Source organism: Massilia sp. S19_KUP03_FR1 (assembly GCF_036688685.1).
Classification (GTDB): domain Bacteria; phylum Pseudomonadota; class Gammaproteobacteria; order Burkholderiales; family Burkholderiaceae_D; genus JALYUM01.
The window spans coordinates 291,522-306,341 of the sequence record NZ_JAQQPS010000001.1 but is presented as its reverse complement, the minus strand read 5'-3'; the positions used below and the strand labels follow the sequence as shown (position 1 = coordinate 306,341).

12 protein-coding genes and 1 tRNA gene are annotated in these 14,820 nt (G+C 63.0%); 8 read left to right on the top strand and 5 right to left on the bottom strand.

Features of this window, described 5'->3' with window-relative positions; translation table 11 throughout:
- Nucleotides 1-49: 49 nt before the first annotated feature.
- The 6 genes from V6M87_RS01360 to cobA are packed head-to-tail and all read left to right on the top strand — an operon-like array spanning nucleotide 50 to nucleotide 6,088.
- Nucleotides 50-1,738 carry a nitrite/sulfite reductase gene (locus V6M87_RS01360; protein WP_332847917.1) on the top strand — a complete coding sequence of 563 codons (1,689 nt, stop codon included), beginning with the start codon at nucleotides 50-52 and terminating at the stop codon, nucleotides 1,736-1,738.
- Entirely contained in the window at nucleotides 1,731-2,300 is a 570-nt protein-coding gene (locus tag V6M87_RS01355; protein ID WP_332847916.1) for a DUF934 domain-containing protein, read from the top strand. Before V6M87_RS01360 ends, V6M87_RS01355 begins: the two co-directional genes overlap by 8 nt.
- Complete coding sequence (locus tag V6M87_RS01350; RefSeq protein ID WP_442920539.1) at nucleotides 2,281-3,024, top strand: phosphoadenylyl-sulfate reductase; 744 nt, start codon at nucleotides 2,281-2,283, stop codon at nucleotides 3,022-3,024. Before V6M87_RS01355 ends, V6M87_RS01350 begins: the two co-directional genes overlap by 20 nt.
- 54 nt (nucleotides 3,025-3,078) lie before the next feature.
- Nucleotides 3,079-4,017: a sulfate adenylyltransferase subunit CysD gene (gene cysD / locus V6M87_RS01345; RefSeq protein ID WP_332847915.1), complete on the top strand. Its 939-nt coding sequence runs from the start codon at nucleotides 3,079-3,081 to the stop codon at nucleotides 4,015-4,017.
- The gene (locus tag V6M87_RS01340; RefSeq protein ID WP_332847914.1) at nucleotides 4,017-5,321 is read left to right on the top strand and encodes a sulfate adenylyltransferase subunit 1; all 1,305 of its coding nucleotides are present in this window, start codon (nucleotides 4,017-4,019) and stop codon (nucleotides 5,319-5,321) included. Before cysD ends, V6M87_RS01340 begins: the two co-directional genes overlap by 1 nt.
- A gap of 14 nt (nucleotides 5,322-5,335) precedes the next feature.
- Nucleotides 5,336-6,088, top strand: a complete 753-nt coding sequence (cobA, locus tag V6M87_RS01335; RefSeq protein WP_332847913.1) for a uroporphyrinogen-III C-methyltransferase — start codon at nucleotides 5,336-5,338, stop codon at nucleotides 6,086-6,088.
- Nucleotides 6,089-6,098: 10 nt separating this feature from the next.
- On the opposite strand, the gene V6M87_RS01330 is transcribed toward cobA, so the two are convergent.
- The 4 genes from V6M87_RS01330 to lptF form a co-directional block, all read right to left on the bottom strand.
- Entirely contained in the window at nucleotides 6,099-6,530 is a 432-nt protein-coding gene (locus V6M87_RS01330; protein ID WP_332847912.1) for a hypothetical protein, read from the bottom strand.
- 103 nt (nucleotides 6,531-6,633) lie between these two features.
- The gene (locus V6M87_RS01325) at nucleotides 6,634-7,020 is read right to left on the bottom strand and encodes a sirohydrochlorin chelatase (RefSeq protein ID WP_332847911.1); all 387 of its coding nucleotides are present in this window, start codon (nucleotides 7,018-7,020) and stop codon (nucleotides 6,634-6,636) included.
- A complete protein-coding gene (gene lptG / locus V6M87_RS01320; protein WP_332847910.1) occupies nucleotides 7,020-8,204 on the bottom strand; it encodes an LPS export ABC transporter permease LptG in 1,185 nt (394 codons plus the stop codon). The genes V6M87_RS01325 and lptG overlap by 1 nt, the downstream gene beginning before the upstream one ends.
- Before the next feature lie 10 nt (nucleotides 8,205-8,214).
- Complete coding sequence (gene lptF / locus V6M87_RS01315) at nucleotides 8,215-9,360, bottom strand: LPS export ABC transporter permease LptF (protein ID WP_332847909.1); 1,146 nt, start codon at nucleotides 9,358-9,360, stop codon at nucleotides 8,215-8,217.
- 57 nt (nucleotides 9,361-9,417) lie between these two features.
- On the opposite strand from lptF, the gene V6M87_RS01310 reads away from it, so the two are divergent.
- Nucleotides 9,418-10,911 (top strand): leucyl aminopeptidase, encoded by a 1,494-nt coding sequence (locus V6M87_RS01310; protein ID WP_332847908.1) that lies wholly within the window; start codon nucleotides 9,418-9,420, stop codon nucleotides 10,909-10,911.
- Between the two features lie 112 nt (nucleotides 10,912-11,023).
- Here the strand turns inward: V6M87_RS01310 and V6M87_RS01305 are convergent.
- Nucleotides 11,024-11,099: transfer RNA gene (locus V6M87_RS01305), tRNA-Asn, on the bottom strand.
- A 243-nt stretch (nucleotides 11,100-11,342) separates the two neighbouring features.
- On the opposite strand from V6M87_RS01305, the gene V6M87_RS01300 reads away from it, so the two are divergent.
- Nucleotides 11,343-14,783 carry an ATP-binding protein gene (locus tag V6M87_RS01300; protein ID WP_332847907.1) on the top strand — a complete coding sequence of 1,147 codons (3,441 nt, stop codon included), beginning with the start codon at nucleotides 11,343-11,345 and terminating at the stop codon, nucleotides 14,781-14,783.
- The last annotated feature ends 37 nt before the right edge of the window (nucleotides 14,784-14,820 follow it).

Here is a 14,820-nt window from a genome sequence, read left to right as displayed (position 1 = left end):
TAGGGGAAGACTATTGGCGCGGCGCCGCGCCCATCACCAGGATTGAACCATGTATCTTTACGACCAGTATGACCACCTCATCGTACGCGAGCGCATTGCCCAGTTCCGCGACCAGGTAGCGCGCCGTCTTTCGGGCGAACTCGAAGAATCGGAGTTCCTGCCGCTGCGCCTGCAAAACGGCCTGTACATGCAGCGCCACGCCTATATGCTGCGCGTGGCCGTTCCGTACGGCCTGATGTCGTCCGCGCAAATGCGCATGTTTGCCCATATCGCCCGCAAGTACGACCGCGGCTATGGCCACTTCACGACGCGCCAGAACATTCAATACAACTGGATCGAGCTCGAGCACACACCCGACATTCTGGCCGACCTGGCCTCGGTCGAGATGCACGCCATCCAGACCTCCGGCAACTGTATCCGCAACATCACGTCGGACGAGTACGCCGGCGTGGCGGCCGATGAAATCATCGATCCGCGCCCGTTCGCGGAAATCCTGCGCCAGTGGAGCACTTTTCACCCTGAATTCATTGCCCTGCCGCGCAAATTCAAGGTCGCCATCAACGGCGCCCTGGAAGACCGCGCCGCCATTGCCGTGCACGACATCGGCCTGTCGGTCGTCTACAACGACGCCGGCGAGATCGGCTTCCGTTTCATGGCCGGTGGCGGCATGGGCCGCACGCCCATCCTCGGCAGCGTGATCCGCGATTTCCTGCCGTGGCAACACCTGCTGACCTACACGGAAGCGGTGATGCGCGTGTACAACCAGTACGGCCGCCGCGACAACAAATACAAGGCCCGCATCAAGATTTTATTGAAGGCGCTGGGCGTAGAAGAATTCACGCGCCAGGTCGAAGCCGAATGGCTTGATCTGAAAGATGGCCCGGAAACCTTGACGCAGGAAGAGCTGGACCGCGTCTCGGCATATTTTGCGCCGCCTGCGTATGCGCCGCTGGCCAACATCGATCCGCTGCGCGAGCACGCGGACAACAAAGCCTTTGCCAATTGGCTGAACCGCAACGTCAAGCCGCACAAGGCGCCGGGCTACGCGGCTGTGCTGCTGTCGCTGAAGAAAACCGGCGTGCCACCGGGCGACGCCACCGCCGAGCAAATGGACTTTATTGCCGATCTGGCCGACCGCTACAGCTTCGGCGAAATTCGCCCGACCCACGAGCAGAACCTGGTGCTGGCCGACGTACGCCAGGATCAATTGTTCGCGCTATGGCAAGAAGCCAAGGCGCGCGGCCTGGCCACGCCGAATATCGGTTTGCTCACCGACATCATCTGCTGCCCGGGCGGCGATTTCTGCTCGCTGGCCAATGCCAAGTCGCTGCCGATTGCCGCCGCAATTGCCGAGCGTTTCGATAACCTCGATTTCCAGCACGATATTGGCGACATCGAACTGAATATCTCCGGTTGCATCAATGCCTGCGGCCACCACCACGTCGGTTCGATTGGCGTGCTGGGGGTCGACAAGGATGGCAGCGAGTGGTACCAGGTGTCGATCGGCGGTGCGCAGGGCAACAATCCCGCCATCGGCAAGATCATTGGCCCGTCGTTCTCCGCGCTGCAAATGCCGGAAGTCATCGCCCGCCTGCTGGAGGTGTACGTGCGCTCCCGCTTCGAAGGCGAGCGCTTCGTCGACACCGCCCAGCGCCTGGGGATTGCCCCGTTCAAGGAACATGTCTACGCCACGCCGATTGTTGCTGGCGCGCCAGTAGGAGAAGACCACTATGCTTGAACTGCACCCACAGATCATCAAGAACAAGGCCATCGTCGCCGACGACTGGCGCGTCCTGCGCCTGGATGAAACCGAAAGCCCGGACACGGTCGTGATTCCGGAAGGCAAGATCATCGTGCCGCTCCTGGTGTGGCAAGCCCAGCGCGAGCAATTGGCCAGTCGCGCCGAGATCGGCGTCTGGCTCGGCGCCGACGAGCGGCCGGAAGACATTCGGGCAGACCTCGACCGGTTTGCCGTCATCGCCGTCAATTTCCCCAAGTTTACGGATGGCCGCGGCATGTCGATCGCGTTTAATCTGCGGCGTCGCATGCATTACCAAGGCGAATTGCGCGCCATCGGCGACGTGCTGCGCGATCAATTGTTCTCGATGCAGCGTGTCGGCTTCGATGCGTATGCGCCCCGCCCAGACCGCAACATCGACGACGCCTTGAAAGGTTTTTCGGTGTTTTCGGAGGTTTACCAGGCCTCGGTCGACCAGAAACAGCCGCTGTTCCGCCGCGCCCCGCGCGCGGCAGTGACGGACAATGCCCCGGGAGACAGCGATGTCGGCTACGGAATTTAATCCGGTTGCGCACGGCCACTCGCTCGATGAACTGGTGACCATGACCAGCGCCACACTGGCGCGCGTCGCACGCGATTTTTCACCCGCCGTGTTCGCCTCCAGCCTGGCCGCCGAAGACATGGTCCTGACCGACCTGATTCTCAAGGCGAAGCTGCCAATCGGCATCTTCTCGCTGGAAACGGGCCGCCTGAACCCGGAGACGCTCGACGTGCTGGCCAAGGTCAAGGCGCATTATGGCTACACCATCGACCTGTTCCACCCGAATCCGGCGGCGGTCGAGCAGTACGTCGCGCAAAACGGTTTGAATGCGTTCTACGACAGCGTGGACATGCGACGCGAATGCTGCCGCATCCGCAAGGTCGAACCCTTGGGCCGCGCCCTGGCCGGCAAGCAAGCCTGGGTGACCGGGCAGCGCCGCGCGCAATCGAGCACACGCGCCGAACTGGCCGTACAAGAACTCGACACGGCCCACGGCCTGACCAAGTTCAATCCACTGGCCGACTGGCGCGAAGAGGACGTGTGGAACTACATCCGTTCCAACAACGTCCCGTACAACGCGCTGCACGACCAGGGCTTCCCGTCGATTGGCTGCGCACCGTGCACGCGCGCCGTGCAACCAGGCGAAGACGTGCGTGCCGGCCGCTGGTGGTGGGAAAACCCCGACTCCAAGGAATGCGGCCTGCACATGGTCGACGGCAAACTTATCCGAATCAAATCGGCATGAATCAATCAACACCCTTGGCCGATTGATCCCCAGCATCCAAAGAACAGGCTCCACATGACGAACCAGACCCTGGCAGCCGGCGTACTGACCGATGTCAACGCCCGCCACCTCGATGTGCTTGAATCCGAAGCCATCCACATCCTGCGCGAAGTCGCGGCCGAATGCACCAATCCTGCCCTGCTGTTCTCGGGCGGCAAAGATTCGGTGGTGCTGCTGCGGCTGGCCGAAAAAGCCTTCCGGCCGGGTAAATTCCCGTTCCCGCTGGTGCACATCGACACGGGCCACAATTTCCAGGAAGTGATCACCTTCCGCGACAAGCGCGCCGCCGAACTCGGTGAGCGCCTGATCGTCGGTTCGGTCGAAGACTCCATCAAGAAGGGCACGGTGCGGCTGCGCAATCCGGCCACCGACTCGCGCAACGCCGCGCAAGCCGTGACCTTGCTGGAAACCATCGCCGAATACGGCTTTGACGCCTGCATCGGCGGCGCGCGCCGCGATGAAGAAAAGGCCCGCGCCAAGGAACGCATCTTTTCGTTCCGCGATGAATTCGGCCAGTGGGATCCAAAAGCCCAGCGCCCCGAACTGTGGGATTTGTATAACACCCGCGTCCATCCGGGTGAAAACATGCGCGTGTTCCCGATCTCGAACTGGACCGAACTCGACGTGTGGCTCTACATCGCCCGCGAACAGCTGGAATTGCCGCCAATCTATTTCGCGCACGAGCGCCAGGTGATTCCGCGCAATGGCTTGCTGGTGCCGCTGACCGACCTGACCCCGGCGCGCGAAGGCGAAACCGTCGAAACGCAGGTGGTGCGCTTCCGTACCGTGGGCGATATTTCGTGCACCTGCCCGGTGGCCTCCGATGCAACCACCCTCGACGCCATCATTGCCGAAACGGCCGTGACGCAAATTACTGAACGGGGCGCCACCCGGATGGATGACCAGACCTCCGAAGCCTCGATGGAAAAACGCAAGAAAGCAGGCTATTTCTGATGAACGCACTCACCGATAACACCAATCAATCCGGCCTGCTGCGCTTCATTACCGCCGGCTCCGTCGATGACGGCAAGAGCACCCTGATTGGCCGCCTGCTGTTCGACAGCAAGGGCATCTTCGCCGACCAGTTAGACGCCATGTCGCGCTCGAAACACAAGCGCACCGTGGGCGACGCGGTCGACCTGTCGCTGCTGACCGACGGCCTGGAGGCCGAGCGCGAGCAAGGCATTACCATCGATGTGGCCTACCGTTACTTTGCCACGCCGAAACGCAAGTTCATCATTGCCGACACCCCCGGCCACGAGCAGTACACCCGGAACATGGTCACGGGTGCTTCCACAGCCGACGCCGTGGTCATCCTGGTCGACGTCTCGAAAGTAAAATTGCGCGAAGACGGCGGCGTGGATCTGCTGATTCAAACCAAACGCCATTCGACCATTGCCCACCTGCTGCAGATCCAGCACGTGGTGGTCGCAGTCAACAAGATGGACCTGATCAATTATGACCAGGCGATCTATGACCGCATCGTTGCGGCATATAAAGAATTTGCCGTCTCGCTGGGGCTGAAGGACATCACCGCGATTCCGCTGTCTGCGCTCACTGGCGACAATGTCGTCGAGCCCACCGTGAACATGCCGTGGTACCAGGGCCCGACCCTGATCACGCTGCTCGAATCGTTGTCGGTGTATGACGCGTCGCATGACGCCCCGTTCCGCTTCCCGGTGCAACTGGTGGCGCGCCACAATGGCCACGAAGCCAACGATTTCCGCGGCTACATGGGACGCATCGAATCGGGCAAGGTAGCCGTGGGCGATACGCTGGTGGTGCAGCCCTCGGGCCAGAGCGCCACCGTGAAGGATATCTTGACGCTGGAAGGCTCGCACGCGTCGGCGGTCGCCGGCCAGTCGATCACCTTGCTGCTCAATGAATACCTGGACGTCTCGCGCGGCGACATGCTCGCTGGCGCCACGCAACCGGCGACATTATTAAAGCAGGTCAGCGCCGACCTGTGCTGGATGGCCGACGAACCAATCGACCTGCGCCGCAAATACTGGCTCAAGCACGGTACGCGCCAGACCGCGGCCAGGGTCACGGCCATCGATACGCTGCTCGACATCAACACCCAGCAGCGCCACCCGGCGAGCGGCCTGAAGCTGAACGATATCGCGCGCGTCTCCTTGACCGTGCAGCAGCCGCTGGCAGCCGATGCCTACGACGACATCCGGGCCACCGGCGCCTTCATCCTGATCGATGAAGTGACCCACCAGACGGTCGCGGCAGGTATGATTCGTTTAGGATAAACAAGGATCACGCAATGGCAACTCTCGGAAAAGTCTACCTGATCGGCGCCGGCCCCGGCGCCCAGGATTTGATCACCCTGCGCGGCGCGCGCCTGCTGGCAAGCGCCGACGTGGTGTTGCATGACGCGCTGGTCACGCCCGAGATGCTGGAACTGTGCCCGCAAGCAGAAAAAATCGCGGTCGGCAAACGCTGCGGCCAGCTGTCCACAGCGCAGCAATTCATCAACAAGCAACTAGTCGACAATGCCCGCAAGCACGCCATCGTGGTGCGCCTGAAAGGCGGCGACCCGATGCTGTTCGGCCGCGCCGATGAAGAATTGCGCGCACTCGAAGAAGCCGGGATCGACGTCGAAGTCGTGCCTGGCATCACCACTGCACTGGCCGCGGCCGCCGCTACGCGCCAACCCCTGACCAAGCGCGGCGTGTCGCGCAGCGTGGCCTTCTTTACGTCGAGCACCGCGCCGGAACTCGATGGCCTGGTGACCGTGCCCAACACCGACACCCTGGTGCAGTACATGGGCGGGCGCGAAGCCATCGCCACCGCGCTCAGTTTATTGGCGCAGGGACGCGCTGGCACCACGCCGGTGGTGGTGATCGAGAACGTCAGCCGCGCCGACCAGCGCGTGCTGCGCCTGACACTGGCGGATTTGGCGCGCGGACTCGAGGCTCCCAACGGGCCGGTGCTGGTTATGATCGGCAATGCGCTGGAGATGCGCACGCACCAGCTGGCCGATGCGATGCCGGAAGAGCGCAGACGGCTGGCCTGACAGGTAGCCGTCAACCGGGCAGGCGCGCGTCGTGCTCGAGAATGTCCCACGCCAGCCGGTCGGCCGCCGCATACGTCTCCGCGGCAATGCGATTGAGCACCAGCATCGACGCCTTCAGCCGCATCCCTGCCCTGCCCTTGCATTCCTTCACATGCCACTGCGCCAACTGGTAACGCAAGGTGCGCGTCTCTTCTTTCAGGTCCGCGAGCATCAGGGCCAGCGTGCCATCCGGATCGAGCGCCCCGCGCAGCGCACCCGACATCAGATGCCCGGACAGCGCCCGAATCTTGGCGCGCATGCACAGCAAGCGGTGCGTCATCGCGTCGATGCGCCTGGCGCAGCGCCATTGCACCAGCAGTGACGCCGGCCAGCGCTGCAAGCGCAAGAGAAAGCCGACACGCAGCACGCCGCAAAACAAGCTTTTGATGATAGTTGTCAACATGATCTGCCCCGCGTGAGTCCGCCAGAGTGGCGTGGGGGCAGTGTGTTCGGCAATCACAAGCACGGCTATGATGCCCGACAAGGGCGTGACGGAAAAACCCGGGTCAAGCCTCCAGGGTACCGATGCAGTACGCCAGCATGGCGGCAATCACGCCAGGGTCTTCGCCGACTGCGCCGGCCACAGTGACGTGCATGGCGGGATGATCGAGCTGCAATTGGGTCACCAGCGCCGGCAGATCGCGCAGCAAGTGACCACCGACGCCGAGAAACACGGGCACGATGGTGACGTCCGTCACGCCCGCCGCAGCCAGGGCCGCCACTTCGGCCGGCAGGCGCGGCTCCATCAATTCCAGAAAAGCCAGCGAGACCGCAACGCCGGGCAGGCGCATGGCCGCCTGGTCGCGCAGGCGCTCGAATGGCGCGGCCCAGCCGGGCGCGCGGGCGCCGTGGGCAAACAGCACCAACGCGCGGTTTGGGGCAATAAGTGTCATCAGTGTCGCTCCACCCACCAGATCGCAATCAATGCGAGGATTAAAAACAGGACGCTCGGCACCACCGCAGTCACGAACGCGGGCCAGGTGCTGAGCACGCCGAGGTGCGAAAACAGCGTGTTGAGCAGCATGAAACCGACACCAAGCATGATGCCGATAAAAATCTTCAGGCTGACGCCGCCGCTGCGCGCCTGCAGGTAACCGAACGGCAGGGCCATCGCCATCAGCACGAAAATGGCCAGGGGATCGATCAATTTCTTCCAGAACGCGATTTTAAAGCGCTCCGTTTCCTGGCGGTTTTCGGCCAGGTGACGCGTGTACACAGCCAGCTCAGTGGCGGACATGCGCGCCGGATCGGCGGCCGACACCGACAGGATACGCGGCGTGATTTCGGACGCAATTTCCAGGGTCGCCAGCTTGCGGGTCGTCACGCCAGCGGTTTCCTGGCCGTAGGCACTCTGGATCGTGGTGCCCGGTGGCAGCGGCGCGCCGGGCGCCGGCAAGGTGCGGGAATTGGTAAACCGGGTTTCCGTGACATCGGCCAGGCGCCAGAAATTGTTGCCGCCGAACGTGGCCGTTGCGGCCGTGATCAGGGAGCGCATGCGCATGTTGGCGTCGAACTCATACAGTTTGACGTCGACCAGTGTGCCGTCCGTGCGGATCTGGCGCACATTGAAAAAGCGCGAACCGTTCACCGGCCCGGTGACGCCGTCGGCATGCACGATATCCTTGGTCCACATGCCCGAGCGGAACGCTTGCGTCATCGTGGAGCCCTTGGCTGCCAGGCGCAATTTTTCTGCCAGCGGCGCCGTGCGCGGCGTCACCAGTTCGCCAAAAATAAACGTGATCGCGACGAACAGGATGCCAATCCTGAACAACATGCCGCCCGCCATCCGGGTCGACATCGAGGACGCCCGCATGATGGTGAATTCGGAACTCGATGAAAATTGCGCCATCGCGTAAATGGTGCCGACCAGTGCCGCAATCGGCATCAGCTCGTAGATATGACCGGGAATGAGCAAGGCCACATAGATCACCGCATGCTGGAATAAATAGCCACCCTTCCCTACCGACGGTAATTCGGAGGTGAGGTCCATGAAGGTGAACAGGGCCAGCAGCGCAACGAGCACGAATGCGACCGCCTGGATGATATTGATTGCGAAGTAACGCTGTAAAACTCTCATTTCCGGACTTTCATTGCGGCGCCGTCGGGCTGGCGCATTTCCCCAGCAGGCGACGGCGCTTGCGCGCATTCCACAGCACCAGCGGATGATAAGGGTGGTTCACATTCAGGCGCCAGAAAAACAGGGCGATCACCGTCAGCATGACCACCAGGTGCAGCGGCCACCAGGACATGCCGAATGACGCTTTGCCCAGTTTCACGCTGTTTTCGCCGACCTTGGTCAAATTCGAATAGGTAAAGAAAATCAGCACGGCCAGGATCAGGTTGGCGGAACTGCCGGCGCGCGGATTCACAAAGCCCAGCGGAATGGCCAGCATCATCAGGATGAAGCACATGATCGGACCGGAAATGCGGAACAACAATTCGGCATTGCTGAACTGGTTATTTAACAGCAGCAGCGTGGGCGTCGACATGGCGTCGGTTTGCGTCTCGGTGCCCAGCACCGCAACCTTGGTCGCCACGCGCATGCTGTAGCGCTGAAATTCCATCGACTGGAAATCGGCCTGGCCCGGCACGCCCTGATAGCGCCGGCCGTTTTTGAGCACCAGGAACTGGCCGCCCTTGCCATCCGATTCCACCACGCCCTCCTTGGCGACGACGATGGAATTGACGCCGTTCTCAATGCTGTTGACGAACACGTTTTGCACCACGGTGCTACCGTCGCTGCTGCCTTCGACAAAAAACACCCGGTTGGTTGCGGTCGATTCGCGGAACTGGCCGGGCGAGACACGCTTCAAATCCTCGCGCTTTTCAAAGCGTTCGATGAATTCATTGCTTTTCATTTTGGCCCATGGCGTCACGACCGTGCTCAGGACCGCGACCACCGCCACCACCGGCAAGCCAAACGTGAGCACCGGCCGGATCCAGCGCGCCAGCGACAGGCCGGACGCAAACCACACCACCATTTCGGAGTCGCGGTAGCTGCGCGTGACCGCTGCCAGCACCGAAATAAAGCTGGTGAGGATCAGGATGGTTGGCAGATAATTCAGGACTGTGAAACCGATCAGCGCCAGCACATCGCTCGATGCGACCTTGCCGCCGGCCGCATTGCCCAGGATCTTGATCAGCGTGAAGGTGACAAAGATTGTAAACAACACCGTGAAGGTGGCGCCGGCGGCACTGGCTAATTCACGTTGGAGGGCGCGTCGGAAAATCATTCGAAAGATATAATCACAGGTTAGGCAGTGCGCATTACTAAACAAACGGAGAATCAAATGGACTTTAGCATAAAAGCATTCGACACAAAAAACACCCTGGCAGCGGCAAAATCAGGCTGCATCGCCGTTGCGGTGTATGAAAACAAAAAACTGTCGCAGGCAGCAAAAGCCCTCGATCAAGGCGGTGAAATTACCGCTGCACTCAAGTCGGGCGACATCACCGGCAAACCGGGTTCGACCCTGCTGCTGCGCGGCGTTTCCGGCGCGGCCGCAGCCCGCGTGCTGCTCGTTGGCGTGGGCGCTGACGAAGCCATCAGCGAAAAGAGTTTTGCCTCGAGCGTGAGCGCGGCGCTAAAAGCCTTCGCTGCACTGGGCAGCACGGACGCCATTATCGCACTACCGATGCTCGATGTGAAAGCGCGCGACCTGGCGTGGAGCATGCGCTGCGTGGTGATGACTGCCACCGAGGCGGAATTCCGCACCGACGGCCAGAAATTCAAGAAAGACCCGGCCATCACCGGCGTGCGCAAGCTGACTATCGCGGCCGATGGTGGCGCCGCCACCAAAACCCTGCTTGCACAAGCGATCGCGGTGGCCAACGGCGCCAGCCTGACCAAGGAACTGGGCAACCTGTCGGCCAACATCTGCACCCCGACTTACCTGGCCAACACCGCCAAAAAACTGGCAGCGGACTACGGCTTCGACATCGAAGTGCTCGAGCGCAAACAGCTCGAAGCGCTGAAAATGGGCAGCTTCCTGTCGGTTACGCGCGGCAGCGAAGAAGCGCCGAAATTCATCGTCCTCAAGCACATGGGCGGCAAGGCGAAAGATGCACCGGTGGTCCTGGTGGGCAAGGGCATCACCTTCGACACAGGCGGCATTTCCTTGAAAGCCGGTCCTGGCATGGACGAGATGAAATACGATATGTGCGGCGCCGGTTCGGTGCTGGGCACCTTCCGCGCGATCGGTGAAATGGGTCTGAAACTCAATGTCATCGGCATCGTGGCCGCGTGTGAAAACATGCCGTCCGGCCGCGCCACCAAGCCGGGCGACATCGTCAGCTCGATGAACGGCCTGACCATCGAAGTGCTCAATACCGACGCCGAAGGCCGCCTGGTGCTGTGCGACGCCCTGACCTACGCCGAGCGCTTCAATCCGGCCTGCGTGGTCGACATTGCGACCCTGACCGGCGCCTGCGTGGTCGCGCTGGGCCACCACAATTCGGGTCTGTTCACGCGCGCGGACGACGCCTGCGAACAACTGGCCGACGACCTGCTCGCGGCCGGCAAGCAGTCCGGCGACACGGCCTGGCGCCTGCCGATCTCGGAAGCGTATAACGAGCAATTGAAATCGAACTTTGCCGATCTGGCGAATATCGGTTCGCCGGGCGGCGCCAGCTGCACGGCAGCGGCGTTCCTGGAAAACTTCACGCGCAAGTACACCTGGGCCCACCTGGATATCGCCGGTACGGCGTGGAAATCGGGCGGCGCCAAGGGTGCAACCGGCCGGCCGGTGCCTTTGCTGACGACGTTCCTGATGAACCGCGTATAACGGTTCGCCGGTACAGGGGCGGCCATGCGGGCGCCCCTGCCGTGCACAGGCACGGATGAAAATCTTGCAGAAACAAAAAAAGCCACGCAAATGCGTGGCTTTTTTCTTGTTCTGGCTCCCCGACCTGGACTCGAACCAGGGACCTGCGGATTAACAGTCCGTCGCTCTACCAACTGAGCTATCAGGGAAGTGAGGCAATATTATAGCTGCCCAGTTCGCACTTGCCTAGGGAAAACAGGAGATTTCTTCTTGCCGCCTCCTGGCGGCGCGAAAGTGGTGACGGCAAGCGCCGGCGCTGCGCCAGATTGTGCGACGATGGCCGCGCATTTCGCGTTGTATTTACGCTTCCGTGATTATCAGGTTAGATTTATTGTCGACAACTTCGTGCATTGAGACTACCGTAGGGCATGTCCCCGGGAAAAACAAGCACCATGCGTCAGCGCCATGCAAGGGAGTGGCTGGCCATGCTGGCTGCACTCATCGTGATCGGCGCCGGACTGGGCCTCTGGCGCGTGCTGGAGCAGCGCAGCCTGGTCGACAGCGAGAACGGGCGCCTGCGCGCCTTGTCCAGCATCCTGGTCAAGGATCTCGCGACCAATGTGCGCGCCATCGACCGCGCGCTCACCGGGATCATCCGCGACCGGCTGTCCATTGACGACCCGGTCAACGCACCCGATGTGAACCGGCGTCTGCGGGCGATGGTCGAAGCCATGCCCAGCGTGCGCGGCATGATCGTGGTCGACAACGGGGGCACGATTATCGCTTCCGTACCTGCCGACCTGATCGGCATGAATTCTTCGCAGCGGCCCTACTTCACCGAGCCCAGGAAAGGGGGAGACCCGTCGGTGCTGTACTTGTCCGCGCCGTTCAAGTCGATCCGCGGCGATGTGGTCGTCACCGCCACCCGCGTGGTGCAAAGCGGTGCCGGACATTTCGGGGGCGTGGTGCTGGCCGTACTCGACCCGGTCTCGTTTGCCGATGAACTGCGCTCGGCCCTGTATGCGCCCGATTTGCGCGCCATCCTGGCGCACAGCACGGGCGGCGTGTTCATTGACGCCGGCCTGGTTGACACGGACAGCGCCCCGGCAGCGCCACAACTGCGCCACATCGGCGTGCTCGCGCCCGGCGTGCGCACCGACAGCACGATGACGCTGGAATTGCGACGCCCGATGGCGACCGTCCTGGCGCCGCTGCACCTGCAAGTGCGCACGTTTTTGGTGCTGTATTTGATTCTGCTCTGCGCCAGCGTTGCCACGCTGCGATGGAGCCAGTCGCGCCGCCGGCGCCTGCGCGAAATCGAAGACGAGCGCCATTACGAACGCACCGAAGCGGCGGCGCGCTCGGCCAGCGAAACCCGCTTTCGCACGCTGATCGAAGAGGCGCCGATCGCTGTCGCCATGCTCAGGCAAGGCCATTTTATCTACACCAACCGGCGCTACAACCTGTTGCATGGCTACAGCGCAAACGAAGACATGCACGGCTTGCCATGGCACGCCATGATCGCCACCGCATCGCTGGCGACGCTGCCGCAGGAGCAGGCGCTGATCGACAGCGATTCGGCGCGCGAACAGCGCTTCGAGGCAGTCGGGCTGGGCAAGGACGGCACGGCCGTGCCGGTCTTCAAGTCAACCACCCGCGTCGATTTGAGCGACGGGCCGGCGACACTGATCTTCGTGCAGGATATCTCGGCGCAAAAACTGGCCGAAAGCGGCCTGCTCGAAGCGCGCGACGCGGCCCAGGCAGCAAACCGCAGCAAGGCCGAATTCCTGGCCAATATGAGCCATGAAATCCGCACCCCGCTCAATGCGATCCTCGGACTGGCCTACCTGCTCGAGCGCGCCAACCGCAACCGCGACGCGCGCGCCATGCTGCAGAAGATCCGCGCTTCCGGCCGTTCGCTGCTGGGCATCATCAACGACATACTCGACGTCTCGAAAATCGAAGCGGGTGCGATGACCATCGACCGCAGCTGGTTCTCGCTGCAGGAAGTCATCGACAATGTGGTCGCCACCATGGGCGTGGCGGTAGGCACCCGGAATATCGACCTGGTCATCCATCCCCTGCCCGCGGCCGTGGCGAACGTGCTGGGCGACGCGCTGCGGCTCGAGCAAGTGCTGGTCAACCTGGCCAGCAACGCCATCAAATTCACGGAACACGGCAGCGTCGAACTGGCGATTGCCGCGCACGCGCGGGGCGACGGCCAGGTCGACCTGCTGTTCGAGGTACGCGATACCGGCATTGGCATCGCAGCGGAACAACAAGACGCCGTGTTTGCCCCCTTCACGCAGGCCGACAGTTCCACCACCCGGCGCTTCGGCGGCACCGGCCTGGGGCTCACCATCTGCAAGCGCATCGTCGACATGATGGAAGGCCGCATCGGGCTGCGCAGCACGCCCGGAACCGGCAGCACGTTCTGGTTCTCGGTCCCGGTGCAGGCCAGTACCGGCAGCGAACTGTTCTCGTCGCCGGAGATGGTGGGGCTGACTCTGCTGATGGCGCGCGACGGCGAACAGGCCGCCATCGTGACCGCCACCGCACGCCAGCTGCGCTGGCAGGTCGACACCCTGGCATCGATTGAAGCGACGGTCGCCGCGGTGGCAGGCGCCGCGCCCGGGCGCCTGCCACGCGCGGTGATCCTGCCGTGGCACGACGGCGGCGCGGCGACGCTGGCGGCGGCCCGGCGGATCCGCGCCGCGGCGCCCGCCGACGCGTGTCCGGTCATCGTCCTGACCAGCACCTACCAGGCGGTCGAATTGCACGACGATGGCACGCTCGGCCTGATCGACGCCGTGCTCACCAAACCGATCACCGCCTCCACCCTGTACAACGCCGTCCTCGACGCCAGCAAGAAACGCGCGCTGGGCGAGGCCAGCGAATCGATTGCCAGCGGCGCCGGCTGCGAGCTGGCCGGTCTGCGCATCCTGGTGGTCGACGACAGCGATATCAACCGCGATGTCGCGTTCCGCATTCTGGCCGAGGAAGGCGCCGAGGTGATCCTGGCCGACAACGGGCGCATCGCCGTGGACTGGCTGGTGGACGACCCGGGTGGGGTCGACCTGGTATTGATGGATGTCCAGATGCCGGTCATGGACGGCATCGAAGCGACCCACATTTTGCGTGGCATGGCCCGCTTCGCCGACTTGCCGATCGTGGCGCTGACCGCCGGCGCCTTCCAGTCGCACCAGGATGCCGCGCGCAGCGCCGGCATGACCCATTTCATCGCCAAGCCCTTCGATATTCCCCGCACAATCGACCTGATCCGCCGCCTTACCGAGGCTGGCGCCGACCACCCCCGGCGCGCGCGGCCGGTCATCGATGTCGCCGCCGGCCTGCACATCTGGGGCGGGATGGAGACCTACCGCCACTACCTGCGCAAATTTGCCGCCAGCTTCGCCGCGACGCCCGCGACGGTACACGCACTGCTGGCGCAGGCGCGCGCCAGCGACGCCGCCGCCGCACTGCACAAGCTGGCAGGCGCCGCCGCGAATGTCCGGCTGATGCCGCTGTCCGAGCTGGCGCAAGGACTGGAACGCCAGCTGGCCACCAGCGCGCCCGATCCGGCCGCCCTGGCCCAGCTCGACGCGGCGATAGCCGCCGCGCTGGCCGAAATTGACCTGCTGGCGCCGCCGTTGGCCGGCGCCGATAGCGCCGCGCCGGCGCGCGACGAACGCGCCGGACCCCTGCTGGCCGAACTGATCGAGGCCTGCAAAGCCTGCCAGCCCGAGCCGCCGAAACGGGTGCTGGCCGCACTGGCGCCGTATTTTTCCGCGGCGGCCCTGGCGCTGATCCACGCCAGCATCGATGACTTCGACTGGCGCGGCGCCGAGCACCATACCCGCGCCGTGGCCAGGGAAAATCACTTTTCCGTGTAACGGCATGCCATACCCATCGGCGACCGGCCTCAACGCA

What these genes read in the sequence shown, in the direction of transcription:
- lptF (WP_332847909.1), bottom strand. Translation starts at nt 9,360, where the DNA reads ATGATTTTCCGACGCGCCCTCCAACGTGAATTAGCCAGTGCCGCCGGC.
- V6M87_RS01360 (WP_332847917.1), top strand. Translation starts at nt 50, where the DNA reads ATGTATCTTTACGACCAGTATGACCACCTCATCGTACGCGAGCGCATT.
- V6M87_RS01325 (WP_332847911.1), bottom strand. Translation starts at nt 7,020, where the DNA reads ATGACACTTATTGCCCCAAACCGCGCGTTGGTGCTGTTTGCCCACGGC.
- cysD (WP_332847915.1), top strand. Translation starts at nt 3,079, where the DNA reads ATGACGAACCAGACCCTGGCAGCCGGCGTACTGACCGATGTCAACGCC.
- cobA (WP_332847913.1), top strand. Translation starts at nt 5,336, where the DNA reads ATGGCAACTCTCGGAAAAGTCTACCTGATCGGCGCCGGCCCCGGCGCC.
- V6M87_RS01350 (WP_442920539.1), top strand. Translation starts at nt 2,281, where the DNA reads ATGTCGGCTACGGAATTTAATCCGGTTGCGCACGGCCACTCGCTCGAT.
- lptG (WP_332847910.1), bottom strand. Translation starts at nt 8,204, where the DNA reads ATGAGAGTTTTACAGCGTTACTTCGCAATCAATATCATCCAGGCGGTC.
- V6M87_RS01300 (WP_332847907.1), top strand. Translation starts at nt 11,343, where the DNA reads ATGCGTCAGCGCCATGCAAGGGAGTGGCTGGCCATGCTGGCTGCACTC.
- V6M87_RS01340 (WP_332847914.1), top strand. Translation starts at nt 4,017, where the DNA reads ATGAACGCACTCACCGATAACACCAATCAATCCGGCCTGCTGCGCTTC.
- V6M87_RS01355 (WP_332847916.1), top strand. Translation starts at nt 1,731, where the DNA reads ATGCTTGAACTGCACCCACAGATCATCAAGAACAAGGCCATCGTCGCC.
- V6M87_RS01310 (WP_332847908.1), top strand. Translation starts at nt 9,418, where the DNA reads ATGGACTTTAGCATAAAAGCATTCGACACAAAAAACACCCTGGCAGCG.
- V6M87_RS01330 (WP_332847912.1), bottom strand. Translation starts at nt 6,530, where the DNA reads ATGTTGACAACTATCATCAAAAGCTTGTTTTGCGGCGTGCTGCGTGTC.